The sequence below is a fragment of the Nonomuraea sp. NPDC050643 genome (assembly GCF_040654715.1).
In the GTDB taxonomy this organism is placed as follows: Bacteria; Actinomycetota; Actinomycetes; order Streptosporangiales; family Streptosporangiaceae; genus Nonomuraea.
In genome coordinates this window covers 238,129-253,016 of sequence record NZ_JBFAIM010000005.1, presented here as the reverse complement: position 1 = coordinate 253,016, position 14,888 = coordinate 238,129, and the positions used below count along the sequence as shown (strand labels likewise).

Below are 14,888 nucleotides of genomic sequence, written 5' to 3'. Positions count from 1 at the left end.
TCCCTTTGCGGTCGTGGAATGTGCCGTTTGCCGGGGGGAACGTCAGCCTGTGGCCGAGGGCTGTTCGGATGTGACGGAAGGGCGGCCGGGCGTGGCGGAGGTGTGGGCGGTCGTGGTGGAGACGTGGGCGCGCTTGGCGGCGAGCCGGGCGAAGAGGTAGCCGAACGAGTTGGTGGCCAGATGCAGCATGGACGGGGTCAGCAGCCCCCGGCGACGGCGCAACTCGCAGAAGAACACCCCGGCAGCCGCCGTGGACACGACGCTCCCCGCCACCACCCGAGCGGTGGCCAGATGGCCAGGGGACTCACCCGCCGTCAGGGCACCGAGGGCGGGGTTGGCCCGGGCCATGTCGATGGCCGGGAGGATGTGCCAGAGCCCGAACAGAGTCGAGGAGACGGCGGTGGCCGCGACCGTGCCATGCCGCCGGCGCATCATGGCGTACAGGGCGCCACGGAACCCGACCTCCTCCAGCAGGACCGTGCCCAGCGGCACCTGCAACAGCGCCTCCTCCAGGACGCGGGCACGCGAGAGCGACAGGGCGCGCTCATCGTGAAACAGCGGCCTGGTGCGTGCGGACGCGATGCCGGCCGTGTAGACGACGGCCACAGCCGCCGCTAATGCACCCCCGGCGATGGCACCCCGCCGACCATGCTCGAACCCGATCTCCTGCCACGACAGACCTGACTTGCGCGCCATGGCGACCAGTGCGGCGGTCGCGGCGGTGGAGGTCAGGGGGCCGAGGCGAGGGGCGACCTTGTTGTTGAGGATGTTGGCGGCGGCGAGCACGGCAATCGATCGGAACAGCACCCTTGCAGGCTACGCGCGCCCACCGCCCCTGCGCGCCGTGCCCGCCCCTGCGCGCTGTGCCCCTGCGCGCTGTGCCCGCCCATGCTGTGCCCCCACCCCGGGCTTGGGTGGGGTTGTGTTGTGGGCATGGTGAGGGCGTAGTGCGTCCAGGTGGTCGGTGTCGTGGCATGCGGGCCTGGGTTGTCAGGAGGCGGCGGGGCGGCGCCAGCCTTCGGGGAAGCGGGTGCGGCGGCGTTCTTCGGGGGTGAGGCCGCCCCAGATGCCCTCCGACTCGCCGGACCGTAAGGCGTAGGCGCGGCACTCCTCCATGACCTGGCAGCCGGCGCAGACCGCTTTGGCGCGCGCCTCCTGCAGCGGGGTGGGGGCGAGAGGGAAGAAGAGGTCTGGGTCGCTGGACCTGCACGCCCCCCGGCGCAGCCAGCCGATCTCCTCCAAAGGCATGGGTCAAAGGTAGAGCGTGGCCGCGATCGCTTACATCATCCTCTGGGTTGACCTGCCTCTACATCCCCAGGTTCGGGGGAGGGCCCGCCCGTACATCCTCAGCAGGCCCCCACCCCGCCCCGATACCCCTTCACGAACGACGCCTGCCGCTGCTCCGCCGTCCCGTGAGCGGACGGGTTCAGCCAGTCGTCCGTGGGGTCGCCCGCGGCCGCCAGGCTGATGAACAGCTCGTTCTCGTCGCCTTCCTCCGGCGTCAGGGCTTGCGCGCTGACCAGGGCCGAGAGGGTGGCGCCCGCGTAGCAGTCGGCCTGGAGCTCTAGCTGTACGTTCAGGGCGAAGCTGGTCTGGAGCTGGGCCTGGACCGCGTGACCGAACTCATGCGGAATGATGACATAGACGGATCCGTCCCCCATCTTCTCCCACAGCATCCGCATCCAGCTCTGGTCGTAGGCGATGAAGTGACCGGCCGGACAATAGAAGGCGTTGTTGGGCACGGACGGCTCGCCGCCACAGCTCGGGCCGGACTCGCCGGAGTAGGGGATGAAGTCCCTGACCGGCTGGTAATCGCGGCCGAGCTGCTGAAACTGCTGCTTCCAGAACTCCTCGGACAGCTCACGCGCCGCGCGGACGTCGTCCTCGAACGAGTCGGCGCCCCTCGTGTCCATCGAGGGCGGCCGGACGATGCCGCAGGCGGCGCACAGCAGGACCAGGGCGACGATCAGGGCACGGGCCACAGGCTACACATCCCAAGTGTGTACGGGTTCGTTGGTGTGCATCCGCTCGATGTACTCGAGGGTCATGGATCGTAGCGCCTCGTGCCGGTCGCCCTTCTGCGCGCGTACGCGGTCGACCTGCCAGCTCGCTCCCGTACGGCCGGCCAGGCAGCGACCCTCGATGATGGACAGCAGCCGTTCCGCGACGGGGCGGTCCACGCCCCACTCGGCCAGCCCCTCGTACGCCATGGGCAGCAGCCGCCGCAGGATCAGCTCGGCCGCCGGCACCTCGCCCATCCCCGGCCAGTAGAGCCGTGCGTCCAGCCCCTGCCTGGCTGCCGCCGCCAGGTTGTCCTCCGCTGTGCGGAACGACATCTGGCTCCAGACCGGTCGTTCGGCATAGGGAAGGACGCGCATCAGCCCGTAGTAGAACGCGGCATTGGCCGCGATGTCGGACACCGAGGGCCCGGCGGGCAGGACGCGGTTCTCCACGCGGAGGTGAGGCACCCCGTTGACGACCGCGTACACGGGCCGGTTCCACCGGTAGATCGTGCCGTTGTGCAGGGTCAGCTCGTGGAGCTGGGGAATCCGGCCCTGTTCGAGCTCCCCGCGCGGGTCCTCGTCCTCGCACAGGGGGAGCAGGGCCGGGTAATAGCTGACGTTCTCCTCGAACAGGTCGAAGACGCTCGTGATCCACCGCTCCCCGAACCACACCCGGGGCCGTACGCCCTGCGCCTTCAACTCCGCCGGCCGCGTGTCCGTGGCCTGCTCGAACAGGGTGATCCTGGTCTCCTTGTGCAGTTCCTTGCCGAAGAGGTACGGCGAATTGGCCGCCACCGCGACCTGGGCGCCGGCGATGGCCTGGGCCGCGTTCCAGTGGGGGGCGAACGTCTCCGGGCTGACCTGCAGATGGAGTTGCACGCTGGTGCAGGCGGCCTCGGGAGCGACGCTGTCCGCGTGCGTGTCCAGGTGTTCGACGCCCTCGATGGCCAGATGCAGGTCCTCGCCCCTGGCGGCGAAGATCTGCTCGTTGAGCAGGCGGTAGCGCGGGTTCGCGGAGAGCGTGCCCTCGCCGATGTCGCCTTCGCGCAGCGTGGGCAGGATGCCGATCAGGACCAGGTGGCCGTCCTGGGAGCGGGCGCGCTCCTCGGCGTGGTTGAGCCGGGCCCTGACGTCGTCCTCCAGACGCAGCGCGCCGTCGCCCGCCAGCTCCTGGGGTTCGATGTTGATCTCGATGTTGAACTGGCCCAGCTCCGTCGCCCAGTCCGGCTGCTGGATGGCGGCGAGCACTTGGGCGTTCCGCATGGCCGCCTCGCCCCGCGCGTCCACGATGTTGAGCTCGATCTCCAGGCCGGCGAGTGGGCGGTCGAAGTCGAATCGGGACTCACGCAGCATCTGGGCGAAGACGTCGAGACATCGGTGTACCTTTTCCCGATATTTGCGGCGATCGTCCCGGCTGAACACGACGACTGGCACATCTCTGCCCATATCAGGAAATGTCGCACGCCAAAGCCGACAAGACCAGACCGGGGTCCACTACAACCCACCCCAAGCGCCCACCGGACGGCCGCGATGACATTCAACCGCGCGATCCGGTACGGGCCTTTCGGCTGTGGGACCGGGATCCCTTTCGGCTGTGCGACCGGGATGCCTTTGGCTGTGCGACCGGGATGGCATTCGGCCGTGGGAACAGCAGGGGTTCCGGCTGTGCGACTCGGATGGGTTCGGCCGTGGGACCAGCATGGGGTCCGGGCTGCGCGACCAGCATGGGGTCCGGGCTGCGCGGCTCGGCCGGCATCAGGCCGCGCGATCGGTCCGGCTTCGGTCGGTACGGCTTTTGGCCACGGAGCCCGGCCCACTGGGCGCGCCGTAACGGCGGCTCGCCACTGACGGGTTCAGCGGGCGTGTTCCTGGAAGGGCCTCAGCCGGAGTGCGGCGGGTGGCGGGCAGGGGGGCGGAGCCGTACGGGATGGGGGTGGGGAGGGTTTTCCACAGGGCTGGAGGTTGTCCACAGGCCGGCCGCGCGCCGGCGCGCGGATGGTTAGGGTGCAGGGATGCGTGTTTTGATTACTGGCGGGGCGGGCTATATCGGAAGCACGGTCGCGTCGGCGTGCCTGGATGCCGGGATCGACCCCGTGATTCTGGACAGTCTCGTGACGGGGCGGCGGGAGTTCGCCGATGGCCGGGTGTTCTATGAGGGGGATATCAGCGACGGCCCACTCATTGACAAGATATTTGCCGAAAATTCGGATATCGAGGCCGTCATTCACTGCGCGGCGCTCATCGTGGTCCCCGACTCGGTCGCCGACCCCGTCGGCTACTACCGTGCGAACGTCGCCAAGTCCCTGGAGTTCACCGACCACCTGATCCGCAACGGCTGCACCCGGATGGTCTTCAGCTCCTCGGCCTCCATCTACCGCGCCGACGACGACCACACGGTGACCGAGGAGTCCCCGCTGGACCCCCAGAGCCCCTACGCGCGGACCAAGGCGGTGTGCGAGGCCATGTTCGCCGACATCGCCGCCGGCCGCCCGATCAAGATCCTCTCGCTGCGCTACTTCAATCCGATCGGCGCCGACCCGAAGATGCGCACCGGCCTGCAGCTACGCCGTCCCAGCCACGCCCTGGGCAAGATGATCGAGGCGTACGAAGACCGCGTCCCCTTCCAGATCACCGGCACCACCTACCCGACCAGCGACGGCACCGGCATCCGCGACTACGTCCACGTCTGGGACCTGGCCACCGCCCACGTGGCGGCCCTGCGGCGGTTCGACGAGCTGGGCACCGACGTGATCAACCTGGGCACCGGCTCCGGCACCACCGTGCGCGAGCTGGCCGAGGCGTTCAACCGTGTCGTCGACCGCCCGATCGAGATCGTCGAGGCCCCGGCCCGCCCAGGTGACGTGGCCGGCGCCTACACCCGCAGCGACCTGGCCCACCGCCTGCTCGGCTGGCGGGCCGGCTACTCGATCGAGGAGGGCATCAGGCACTCCCTGGAGTGGGCGAGCGTGCGAGATTCGCGGCTGAGCTGAGGAGAGCGTCAGGCACGCCTACCGGCCTTCGCGGAGAGAATTCGCAGAGGAATTCACACAGAGAATCCGCAGAGTGAATCGGCAGCGTGAATCCGCAGCGTGAAAAAAGCCCTCTCCCGCCGACCGGCAGGAGAGGGCCAGAGCCACTGGATCAGCCGGCCAGGCTGCCCAGCGGGATGTTGAGGTTGGAGAGGTCGTCCTCGCCGTTCTCGAACGTGTCCGTGACCTCTTCCTTGGGCGCCTTGATCGACACGGCGCCACCCCAGCCGGTGTACCTCGTGTCAACGCTCACGACGTCCTCGCCACCGAGGACGGCCCCGTTGAACGTCGACACCAGCCGCGTCGGCAGGCCCGCCGAGTTGACGGTGATCTTCCAGGAGATCGTGCTCTTCAGCGCCTTGGCGGACGGCTTGCTGAGCCAGCTCGCGCGCAGCCAGGGAGAGACCTTCCAGACGTCGCTCACCTTGGTCTTGCCCGCGTAGCCGCCGCTGATCGGCTTGGCGCCCTTGAGCAGCGTCTTCAGCGTGGCGCTCTCGGCCAGGTTGAGGGGCTGGCCGAAGGTGCCGGTGAGGCCGCCGGTCGGGCCCTTGGCCGCCTTGAACCAGGTCTGGCCCTCGGGCAGCATGCTCGCCCAGATGCCGCCGGACAGGTAGGACGTGGTGCCGACCCGGACCGTGCGCTCCGGGGTGGCCATCGCCTTGAGCATCTCGCCGGTCTCGCCCTCGGGCAGCTCGCCCAGGTCGCTCAGGGAGATGTTGAACTTGCCGGTGATGTCGGAGGCCGCGATGCCCGGCTTGCCGAACTGCAGGGTGCCGCTGCGCCGGACGAACACGTCGCGCGTGCCGCCCTTGCCGACGGTGGTGCGCTCGGTGAACTTCACGCCCTTGCCGGCGGCGTACACCTGCTTGAGGGCCGCCACCGGTTCCTTGGGCGCTGCGGCCATGGCGGGGGTGGCGGTCGCCAGCGCGGCGGTCGTGGCTAACGCCACGCCCGTCAGGATTCGCTTCATGCGGAAAGTCCTTAGTCGTTGAGGGGGAAACAGGCGGTGCTCAAGGTCGTACGACCTTGCGAACGGGGTCGAGGAGCTACTGGACCCCGGCGAACGAGTTGAGGGACCCGTTCGGGATCTCCTGCGGCACCGAGGTGTCGGACCCGAGCTCGTCGGAGTCGATCACCTCGTCCGCGGGGGGCGCCTTGATCGTGATCTTGGCACCCCAGCCCGTGTAACGGGTGCTCACGATCGAGGTGCTCTTTCCCAGCAGGCCGAAGTCCATCGTGAATTCGCTGCGGACCCCCGTGATCAGGCCCTTGGAGTTCGCACCGAGCACGTAAGCGATCTTGATCTTACCCAGCTTCTTGTCGATCCGCTCGCCGTAGAGCTTCGACATCTCGGCGAAGGTGACCGAGCCGCGGTAGGCGCCGCCCTTGAAGCTCTTGGCCTTCGTGACGAGCCTCTTCAGGACCTTGGGCTCGAAGATGTCCAGCGGCTGTCCGCTGACGCGCGCGTTGGCGCCGCCCGGATAGCGCACCCACTTCTTGCCTTCGGGCAGGTCCTCGCTGAACACGTCGCCCTGGGCGTAGGTGCTGTCGCCCACCACGATCATCCGGGGCGGGGTCAGCTCGGACCCCTTGCCCTTGGTGCGCACCTCCCCGGCGATGACGCCCTTCTTGCCGAACTCGAGAGCGCCGGTCCGGCTCAGGCTCGCGACCGTTTTCCCGTCCGCCTGTGAGCGGGTCGTTTCGGAGAATCGCACTCCGTGTCCGGCCACGTACTGCTTTTTCAAAGCCTTCGACGGATCCACCGGCGCGGCCTGCGCGGGTGCGGCCGTGATGAGCGCGGCCGACGACGCCAGCGCCAGGCCCACGAGAATTCGCTTCATAGGTTTCCTTTGATGCAAAGAAGAGGGGGTAAGTTTGGCAATTGAAGATCACGAAGTTATATCGAGCATCGGTGCGTAAGGCATCCAATCGGTGCAAAATTCGTGCAGAGGCTGTCCTGGAGAAGTGAGATCACCGTCACATAGTGGGAGAACCGCGACCCGATGACCTGTGCAGGTCAAGCTTCGGGCTAGGCTTCACTGGCGGAAACGCCCGGCACGCACCCCTGAGCGTAGGAGCTCGCCGCGAGAGGGCAAGGAACGAAGCCACCGAGCGGCGAAGCGGACGCGACCGTAAGCGCAGTTGCCCGGGCCGTCGAACATCAGTCGGATAAGCAAGGACGGACCCTCGTGGACCTGTTCGAACATCAGGCGAAGGAGCTCTTCGCTGACTACGGCATCCCGGTGCCGCGCGGCATCGTCGCACACACCGTGGAGGAGGTGCGGTCGGCCGCTGAAGAGCTGACCGGCCGCGTTGTCGTCAAGGCCCAGGTCAAGACCGGTGGCCGGGGCAAGGCCGGCGGTGTGAAGGTGGCCGATGACGCCGCCGACGCCACCGGCAAGGCCGAGGCCATCCTCGGCATGGACATCAAGGGCCACACGGTCCACAAGGTGCTCGTGGAGGAGGCCAGCGCGATCGCGGAGGAGTACTACTTCTCCTTCCTGCTCGACCGTGCGAACCGGACCTTCCTCGCCATCTGCTCCGCCGCGGGCGGCATGGACATCGAAGAGGTCGCCCACACCTCGCCTGAGAAGGTCGCCAAGGTGCCGGTGTCGGCGCTGACCGGGGTCGACCGCGCCAAGGCGCGGGAGATCGCGGTGGCGGGCGGCCTGCCCGAGAAATCCCTCGACGGCGCGGCCGAGCTCATCGAGAAGCTCTGGTGCTGCTTCGTCGACGAGGACGCCACGCTGGTCGAGGTCAACCCGATGATCCTGTCGGCCGACGGCCAGGTGAAGGCCCTCGACGGCAAGGTCACCCTCGACGAGAACGCCGCCTTCCGCCAGGCCGACCATGAGGCGCTGGCCGACAAGGCGGCCGAGGACCCCCTCGAGGCCAAGGCCAAGGAGAAGGACCTCAACTACGTCAAGCTCGACGGCGACGTCGGCATCATCGGCAACGGCGCCGGCCTGGTCATGTCCACGCTCGACGTGGTGGCCTACGCCGGTGAGGCCTTCCCCGGCAAGCCGTCTCCCGCCAACTTCCTCGACATCGGCGGCGGCGCCTCGGCCGAGGTCATGGCCGCGGGCCTGGAGATCATCCTCTCCGACCCGAGCGTCAAGTCGATCTTCGTGAACGTCTTCGGCGGCATCACCGCCTGCGACGCCGTCGCCAACGGCATCGTCTCGGCGTTCAAGCTGCTGGAGAGCCGCGGCGAGGCCGTGACCCACCCGCTGGTGGTCCGCCTCGACGGCAACAACGCCCAGCTCGGGCGGCAGATCCTGGCCGACGCCGCACTCCCGCGCGTCGAGCTGGTAGACACGATGGACGACGCGGCCAAGCGGGCCGCCGAGCTCGCTGCGGTAGGTGCGTGACCCATGGCCATCTGGTTGACTGAGAACAGCAAGATCATCGTTCAGGGCATGACCGGCGGCGAGGGCACCAAGCACACGCGCCGCATGCTCGCGTCCGGCGCCCGCGTCGTCGGTGGTGTCAACGCCCGCAAGGCCGGCACCACGCACGAGGGCCTGCCCGTCTTCGGGACGGTCAAGGAGGCGATCGAGCAGACCGGCGCCGACGTGTCGGTCGTGTTCGTGCCCCCGGCGTTCACCAAGGACGCGGTCAAGGAGGCCATCGACGCCGAGATCCCGCTCGTCGTCGTGATCACCGAGGGCGTGCCGGTGCACGACTCCACGGAGTTCTGGGCGTACGCGGTGGCCAAGGGCAACAAGACCCGCATCATCGGTCCCAACTGCCCCGGCATCGCCTCGCCCGGCGCCTCCAACGCCGGCATCATCCCCGCCGACATCACCACCGCCGGCCGCATCGGCCTGGTCTCGAAGTCGGGCACGCTCACCTACCAGCTCATGTACGAGCTGCGCGACTTCGGCTTCTCCACCGCCGTCGGCATCGGTGGCGACCCGGTCATCGGCACCACGCACATCGACGCCCTCCAGGCGTTCCAGGAGGACCCCGGCACCGACGCCATCGTGATGATCGGTGAGATCGGCGGCGACGCCGAAGAGCGGGCCGCCGCCTACATCGAGCAGCACGTCAGCAAGCCGGTCGTCGCCTACGTGGCGGGCTTCACCGCCCCTGAGGGCAAGACGATGGGCCACGCCGGCGCCATCGTGTCCGGTTCGGCCGGCACCGCGCAGGCCAAGAAGGAGGCCCTGGAGAAGGTCGGCGTCCGCGTCGGCAAGACCCCCTCCGAGACGGCCCGCCTCATGCGCGAGATCATGCAGGCGCGTTAGCCGCTTTCGAAGGCCCCGTGTGGTAATGCGCCACCTGTACCAGGTGCACCACGCGGGGCCTTCGCATGCCACGGACGAGGCCCACAGGGCGTCGTATCGGCGGCGCGCCACTGAACGGGTCAGAAAGCGTCTCCCTGGATGGAGGCGCGCCGGCGACGGTGGGTGGGGCAAGTCAGGCGGAGCGTAACAAAAGGAGCGGCACAAAGTGGGCACCCGGCGGCGCGTCAACCAAGCGCTGGTCGGGAAACCTTGAGAAAATCGCCTACTGTGACGGCGATTCTCGACCAGTTGCGCACTGCCCCCCGGTCGGTGCTCGGCAAGCTCCCCAAAGTCTCGAGCGACGACGACGAGACGAGGCGGCCGCTGCCGGTGTCGGGGATGCTGGCCGCCGCCTGCACACTCGGCGTCGGTCTCGCCGCACTTACCACACTCACCCTGATCGGCTGGATCGCCGCGCCGCGCGGCACGCTGGGCGCCGGACTGCCAGGAGTGTTCCGTACGGCGGCGCAGCTCTGGCTGGCCGCCCACCACGCCGGGTTCGCGATCCCCGGCGGGCGTGTCGGGCTGCTGCCCCTGGGCCTGACGATCCTGCCCGCCATCCTGCTCTACCGCGCGGGCCGGTGGATGGCCCGCGACGCCGACCTGCGCCTGCGGCTGCCCGCCCGGCTGCCGAAGAACAGCCCGAAGGAGCAGGCCCAGGCGCGCCGCCGGGCCCAGCTCGTCGTGGTGGCCCAGGCGGGGGTGTCGCTGGCGGCACCGTACGCGCTGCTCGCGGGCCTGATCGCACTCGTGGCCGGCAACGAGATCACGCAGCCGTTCATCGGCGAGGCGCTGCTCAGCCACTTCGTCCTGGCGTTCCTGGCCGGTTCGCTGGCCACGGCGCGGATGATCGGGCCCTGGCGGGTGATGCTGCGCCTGCTGCCCGAGCGCGTGCGCGCCATGACGGTCGGCACCGCCGTCGCCACGGCGGTGCTGCTCGTGGCCGGGCTCGCGCTGGTGCTGGTCGCCTTCGCGCTGAACTTCGGGCAGATCAAGGACCTGTCCGACGTGCTCTCGCCCGGATTCGTCGGCGGGGTGCTGCTGGCGCTGCTCCAGTTGCTCTACCTGCTCAACGCCGTCATCTGGGCCTTCTCCTACATCGCCGGGCCCGGGTTCGCCATCGGCGCCGACACGCTGGTCGCGCCCACCGGGGTGCAACTCGGCACGGTGCCGAGCCTGCCGCTGCTGGGCGCTCTGCCGGAGAGCGGGGCGGTGCCGGCGTGGATGATGGCGGTGATCGCGGTGCCGTTCGCGGCCGGGGCCGTGGCCGGCGTGATGGTGGCCAGGATCTCGCCGTCACCGTCGTACGAGGCGGCGCCGCTGTGGGGGTTCCTCACCGGGATCTCGACCGGGCTCGTGGCGGGGGCGCTGGCGGCGCTGTCCGGCGGGCCCATCGGCGGCGGGCGGCTGGCCACGGTCGGCCCCTCGCCCTGGGAGGTGGCGCTGTCGGTGGCGCTCGAGGTGGGCGTGGCCGCGGGCATCAGCGCGGGCGTGGCCAACCTGCTGCTGCTCAACAAGCGCGCCCGGGCTCCGCTCGACAAGGCGGCGGCCCCCGTACGCAAGGCTGGCGCGGCCATCGCCAAGGCGGCGAGCAAGGTGGGCCTGGCCGAGTCGGACCCGCGACCGCTGCCCGGTCACTGGATGGACGCCACGGAGGCCGACACCCAGGAGATCCCGGTCATCAGGGACGACTGGCAGGACGAGCACGCCTCGGCGGAGGCCGAGACGATGGCCCAGGCGCGCCCGCGGCTCGCCGAGCCGGAGCCGTCGGCCCGCCCGCCGCGCAGGGACATCGTGGACGAGTCCGACGACCGGGGTGGTCACGTCATCTACGTCGACCCGTACGCCTGGGACCGCGACTGAGCCACGGTTCCGATCGGCGTGGTGCCGCGCACGCGGTGTCTCTGGCTGTGATCAGCCGCGGGCGTCCAGGCCGTTGCGATCGAGCTCCGCCCGGATCTGGCCGAGCCACTCCGCGGCCAGCCGGCGCCCGTTCGGGAGCTGGTCGTCTCGATCCCAGCGCCACATGGTGACCATCGCCGGCACGAGGATCCGGCACTGGCGCAGCAGCTCGCGATCGACACCCGGATAGTGCTCGCCGACCTCTTCGGGCGCATGGGCGAGGTCGAACTCGACCGGCCCACGGCAGCACGTCTCAAGATCGATGAACAGCAGCCCGTTCTTCGTGGTGAGCAGGTTGCCCGGGTGCGGCTCGCCGTGCAGCACCTGCTCGGGGCCGCCGTGCCCGCCGATCACTCGTCTCAGGGTTCGCAGCGTGTCGCCGAGCAGCTCCCTGTCCGCGTCGGCGAGCGCCGGAGTGCGGTCGCGGTCCGCCACGAGTTGCCGGGCCTCCTCGACCCGATCCGTGAAGTGCGGGGTCGGGACATCGAGCTTGCGCATGCCGGCGTGCAGCCGATCGAGTGCATGGGCGTAGTCGGCCGGTGCGACCTCTTGACGCGTCACGGGATGGTAGTAGGTCCACAGCGTGACCACGAAGCCATCACGCTCGTGGACGCGTGGCTCCACCCGGGGCTCCAGAGCGGCCACCGGGCTCTCGGAGAGGGCGAGCCGCTGGGCAAGGTCGATCTCGACCCCCGCGACCTGCTGCGCCACAGGTGCCACCCGGGCCAGGACGTCACAGGGCAGCAGACGCAGGGTGAGCTTGTTCGAGTCGTGAAGAAAGATCGCGTCATCGACCGTCAGGTCAAGTGACGAAGCGGTCGACATGGCCGCGGCCATCGCACGCCGGAACTCCGACGCCTGCATCGTCGCCTGGCCCCTCTCCCTTGAGCGCTGCCGCAGCCCTCCGAGCGGTGCGGACCCGGGCCACCGTGACCAAGTGGCCGGAAGACTGCTCAGGGCTGCATGGCCCCGAGCAGCTCCAGCACGTCGGCCGGGAGCTTGCGCTGTGCGGCGTCCCTGAACTGGGTGAAGCACTCGCCCTGCGACGACACCGTGCCCGCGCCCTTCATGCACTCCTGGTAGGCGGAGTATTCGTCCATGAGGTAGAGCTGCATCCCCGTGGCCATGGCCGACAGGACCAGTGCGATCGAGGAGACCGTGATGCCGCTCACGGCCATGCTTGAGGGCTTGCCCGCGCTCTTCAGCAGCGGCAGCGCCCGGATGCCGGCCATGAGGGCGAACAGCGCCATCACCAGACCGGCCAGCGGCAACATGAACGTCATGGCCAGCGCTGCGATGGACAACCAGATCGCTCGGCGGCCCGCTGAATCCGCGGGCTGCTGGCCTGCCGGTGCCTTCACCGGTGTCGACACCTGACCTCCTCTGCGTCGCCGGGCGATGAACAGATACCCTGTGACCCCCACCCTGTTTCCTCTTTTGGAGTGTGCGTGTCAAAGGCTGGGCGGCTTGTCGTCCTCGTCTCCGGCTCTGGAACCAACCTACAGGCCCTGCTGGACGCTTCTGCCGATCCGTCGTACGGCGCTCGCGTGGTGGCGGTCGGCGCCGACAGGGAGGGGATCGAAGGGCTGGCCAGGGCATCGAGGGCTGACGTCCCGACATTTGTCGAAAAAGTACGTGATTACGCGACGCGAGCGGACTGGGATGCCGCTATCGCCGCCAAGATCGCAGCCTACGAACCCGACCTGGTCGTCTCGGCGGGCTTCATGAAAATTTTGGGCGCGCCGACGCTCGAAGCCTTCCCGCTGCTGAACACCCACCCGGCGCTGCTGCCGTCGTTCCCGGGCGCCCACGGCGTGCGTGACGCGCTGGCCCACGGGGTCAAGGTGACCGGCTGCACGGTCATGCTGGCCGACGCCGGCGTCGACACGGGGCCGATCGTGGCGCAGGAGGCGGTGCCCGTCCTTCCGGATGACGACGAGGCGGGCCTGCACGAGCGCATCAAGACCGTCGAGCGCCGCCTGCTCGTCGAGATCGTCGGCCGGATGGCCCGCGAGGGCTGGACGGTCAGCGGACGTACCGTCCGAATCGGCAACCACACAGGAGGGGAATCCACGTGACACGCATCGCCATCCGGCGCGCGCTGATCGCTGTTTACGACAAGTCCGGGCTTGAGGAGCTGGCCAGAGCCCTCGACAGCGCCGGAGTGGAGATCGTCTCGACCGGCGGCACCGCCGCCGCGATCTCGTCCTTCGGGATCCCGGTGACGAAGGTGGAGCAGCTCACCGGGTTCCCCGAGTGCCTCGACGGGCGGGTCAAGACGCTGCACCCGCGCGTACACGCCGGGCTGCTGGCCGACGTCACCAAGCCGCACCACGTGGCCCAGCTCGAGGAGCTGGAGATCGACCCGTTCCAGCTCGTGGTGGTCAACCTCTATCCGTTCCAGGAGACGGTGGCCTCCGGGGCGTCCGACGAGGAGTGCGTCGAGCAGATCGACATCGGCGGGCCCGCCATGATCCGCGGCGCCGCCAAGAACCACAACACCTGCGCCGTCGTGGTCGACCCCGGTTCCTACGGCGACGTGCTCAGCGCGGTGGCCGCGGGCGGGTTCACGCTGACCGAGCGCAGGCGGCTCGCGGGCATCGCGTACGCGCACACGGCCTCCTATGACGTGGCGGTGGCGAACTGGTTCGCGGGGACGTACGCGGACGAGGGCGAGTTCCCCGAGTTCACCGGGGCCGCCTACGAGCGCAAGGCCGCGCTGCGTTACGGCGAGAACCCGCACCAGCGCGCCGCGCTCTACACGGGCGGCACAGCCGGTGGCCTGGCCAACGCCGAGCAGTTGCACGGCAAGGAGATGTCGTACAACAACTACCTCGACTCCGACGCCGCCTGGCGCGCGGCCTGGGACTTCTCCGAGCCGTGCGTGGCCATCATCAAGCACCAGAACCCGTGCGGCATCGCGATCGGCGCCGACGTGGCCGAGGCGCACCGCAAGGCGCACGCGTGCGACCCCGTGTCGGCCTACGGAGGTGTGATCGCCGTCAACCGCGAGGTCACCCCTGAGCTGGCCCGGCAGATCAAGGACGTGTTCACCGAGGTCGTCATCGCGCCCGGCTACGACGCGGAGGCGCTGGAGGTGCTGCGCGAGAAGAAGAACCTGCGCCTGCTGCGCTGCCCGGAGGGCCCGTCGGAGCCGGCCGAGTTCCGCAAGATCGACGGTGGCCTCCTGGTGCAGACGGTCGACCGCGTGGACGCGCCCGGCGACGCGTCGGCGCAGTGGGAGCTCAAGTCCGGCGACCCCGCCTCGCCCGAGCTGCTGGCCGACCTGGAGTTCGCCTGGCGGGCCTGCCGCTCGGTCAAGTCGAACGCCATCCTCGTGGCCAGCGACGGGGCGACCGTGGGTGTGGGCATGGGCCAGGTCAACCGCGTCGACTCGTGCCGCCTGGCGATCACCAGGGCCGGCGAGCGGGTGGCGGGATCGGTGGCGGCCTCCGACGCGTACTTCCCGTTCCCGGACGGGTTGGAGGTGCTGGCGGAGGCGGGCGTACGCGCGATCGTCGAGCCCGGTGGCTCCATCCGTGACGAGCTGGTCATCGAGGCGGCCAAGAAGGCCGGCATCACCCTCTACTTCACCGGCACCCGCCACTTCTTCCACTGATCATCCGCTGATCATCCATAAAGGGCGACATGGCCTCCGTGTCGCC

General features: G+C 69.3%; 14 protein-coding genes. 6 read left to right on the top strand and 8 right to left on the bottom strand.

Annotated elements, in window-relative coordinates; translation table 11 throughout:
• Nucleotides 1–42 precede the first annotated feature (42 nt).
• The 4 genes from AB0I15_RS08965 to AB0I15_RS08950 form a co-directional block, all read right to left on the bottom strand.
• Nucleotides 43–807 carry a CPBP family intramembrane glutamic endopeptidase gene (locus tag AB0I15_RS08965; protein WP_358092038.1) on the bottom strand — a complete coding sequence of 255 codons (765 nt, stop codon included), beginning with the start codon at nucleotides 805–807 and terminating at the stop codon, nucleotides 43–45.
• Between the two features lie 183 nt (nucleotides 808–990).
• Entirely contained in the window at nucleotides 991–1,248 is a 258-nt protein-coding gene (locus AB0I15_RS08960) for a WhiB family transcriptional regulator (RefSeq protein ID WP_358092036.1), read from the bottom strand.
• Nucleotides 1,249–1,346: 98 nt separating this feature from the next.
• Entirely contained in the window at nucleotides 1,347–1,982 is a 636-nt protein-coding gene (locus AB0I15_RS08955; protein WP_358092034.1) for a neutral zinc metallopeptidase, read from the bottom strand.
• Between the two features lie 3 nt (nucleotides 1,983–1,985).
• Complete coding sequence (locus AB0I15_RS08950; protein ID WP_358092032.1) at nucleotides 1,986–3,449, bottom strand: glutamate--cysteine ligase; 1,464 nt, start codon at nucleotides 3,447–3,449, stop codon at nucleotides 1,986–1,988.
• Between the two features lie 566 nt (nucleotides 3,450–4,015).
• Here AB0I15_RS08950 and galE point away from each other — a divergent pair.
• Nucleotides 4,016–4,993 carry a UDP-glucose 4-epimerase GalE gene (galE, locus tag AB0I15_RS08945; RefSeq protein WP_358092030.1) on the top strand — a complete coding sequence of 326 codons (978 nt, stop codon included), beginning with the start codon at nucleotides 4,016–4,018 and terminating at the stop codon, nucleotides 4,991–4,993.
• A 151-nt stretch (nucleotides 4,994–5,144) separates the two neighbouring features.
• Here galE and AB0I15_RS08940 read toward each other — a convergent pair whose 3' ends face one another.
• Both AB0I15_RS08940 and AB0I15_RS08935 read right to left on the bottom strand, forming a co-directional pair.
• Nucleotides 5,145–6,002, bottom strand: a complete 858-nt coding sequence (locus tag AB0I15_RS08940) for a hypothetical protein (RefSeq protein WP_358092028.1) — start codon at nucleotides 6,000–6,002, stop codon at nucleotides 5,145–5,147.
• Nucleotides 6,003–6,078: 76 nt separating this feature from the next.
• Nucleotides 6,079–6,873, bottom strand: a complete 795-nt coding sequence (locus AB0I15_RS08935) for a hypothetical protein (protein WP_358092026.1) — start codon at nucleotides 6,871–6,873, stop codon at nucleotides 6,079–6,081.
• A gap of 348 nt (nucleotides 6,874–7,221) precedes the next feature.
• Between AB0I15_RS08935 and sucC the strand changes: the two genes are divergently transcribed.
• The 3 genes from sucC to AB0I15_RS08920 all read left to right on the top strand — a co-directional run bounded on the left by sucC (nucleotide 7,222) and on the right by AB0I15_RS08920 (nucleotide 11,184).
• Nucleotides 7,222–8,403, top strand: coding sequence for an ADP-forming succinate--CoA ligase subunit beta (sucC, locus tag AB0I15_RS08930; protein ID WP_358092024.1), 1,182 nt, complete (start codon nucleotides 7,222–7,224; stop codon nucleotides 8,401–8,403).
• 3 nt (nucleotides 8,404–8,406) lie between these two features.
• Nucleotides 8,407–9,282, top strand: a complete 876-nt coding sequence (sucD, locus tag AB0I15_RS08925; RefSeq protein WP_358092022.1) for a succinate--CoA ligase subunit alpha — start codon at nucleotides 8,407–8,409, stop codon at nucleotides 9,280–9,282.
• Nucleotides 9,283–9,549: 267 nt separating this feature from the next.
• Entirely contained in the window at nucleotides 9,550–11,184 is a 1,635-nt protein-coding gene (locus tag AB0I15_RS08920) for a DUF6350 family protein (protein ID WP_358092020.1), read from the top strand.
• A gap of 51 nt (nucleotides 11,185–11,235) precedes the next feature.
• On the opposite strand, the gene AB0I15_RS08915 is transcribed toward AB0I15_RS08920, so the two are convergent.
• Together AB0I15_RS08915 and AB0I15_RS08910 are read right to left on the bottom strand one after the other, a co-directional pair.
• Entirely contained in the window at nucleotides 11,236–12,087 is an 852-nt protein-coding gene (locus tag AB0I15_RS08915) for an aminoglycoside phosphotransferase family protein (RefSeq protein ID WP_358092018.1), read from the bottom strand.
• A gap of 89 nt (nucleotides 12,088–12,176) precedes the next feature.
• Nucleotides 12,177–12,596, bottom strand: coding sequence for a hypothetical protein (locus AB0I15_RS08910; RefSeq protein ID WP_358092016.1), 420 nt, complete (start codon nucleotides 12,594–12,596; stop codon nucleotides 12,177–12,179).
• Between the two features lie 75 nt (nucleotides 12,597–12,671).
• Between AB0I15_RS08910 and purN the strand changes: the two genes are divergently transcribed.
• Both purN and purH read left to right on the top strand, forming a co-directional pair.
• Nucleotides 12,672–13,301, top strand: a complete 630-nt coding sequence (purN, locus tag AB0I15_RS08905) for a phosphoribosylglycinamide formyltransferase (RefSeq protein ID WP_358092014.1) — start codon at nucleotides 12,672–12,674, stop codon at nucleotides 13,299–13,301.
• Nucleotides 13,298–14,842 carry a bifunctional phosphoribosylaminoimidazolecarboxamide formyltransferase/IMP cyclohydrolase gene (purH, locus tag AB0I15_RS08900; RefSeq protein WP_358092012.1) on the top strand — a complete coding sequence of 515 codons (1,545 nt, stop codon included), beginning with the start codon at nucleotides 13,298–13,300 and terminating at the stop codon, nucleotides 14,840–14,842. Before purN ends, purH begins: the two co-directional genes overlap by 4 nt.
• Nucleotides 14,843–14,888: the final 46 nt, after the last annotated feature.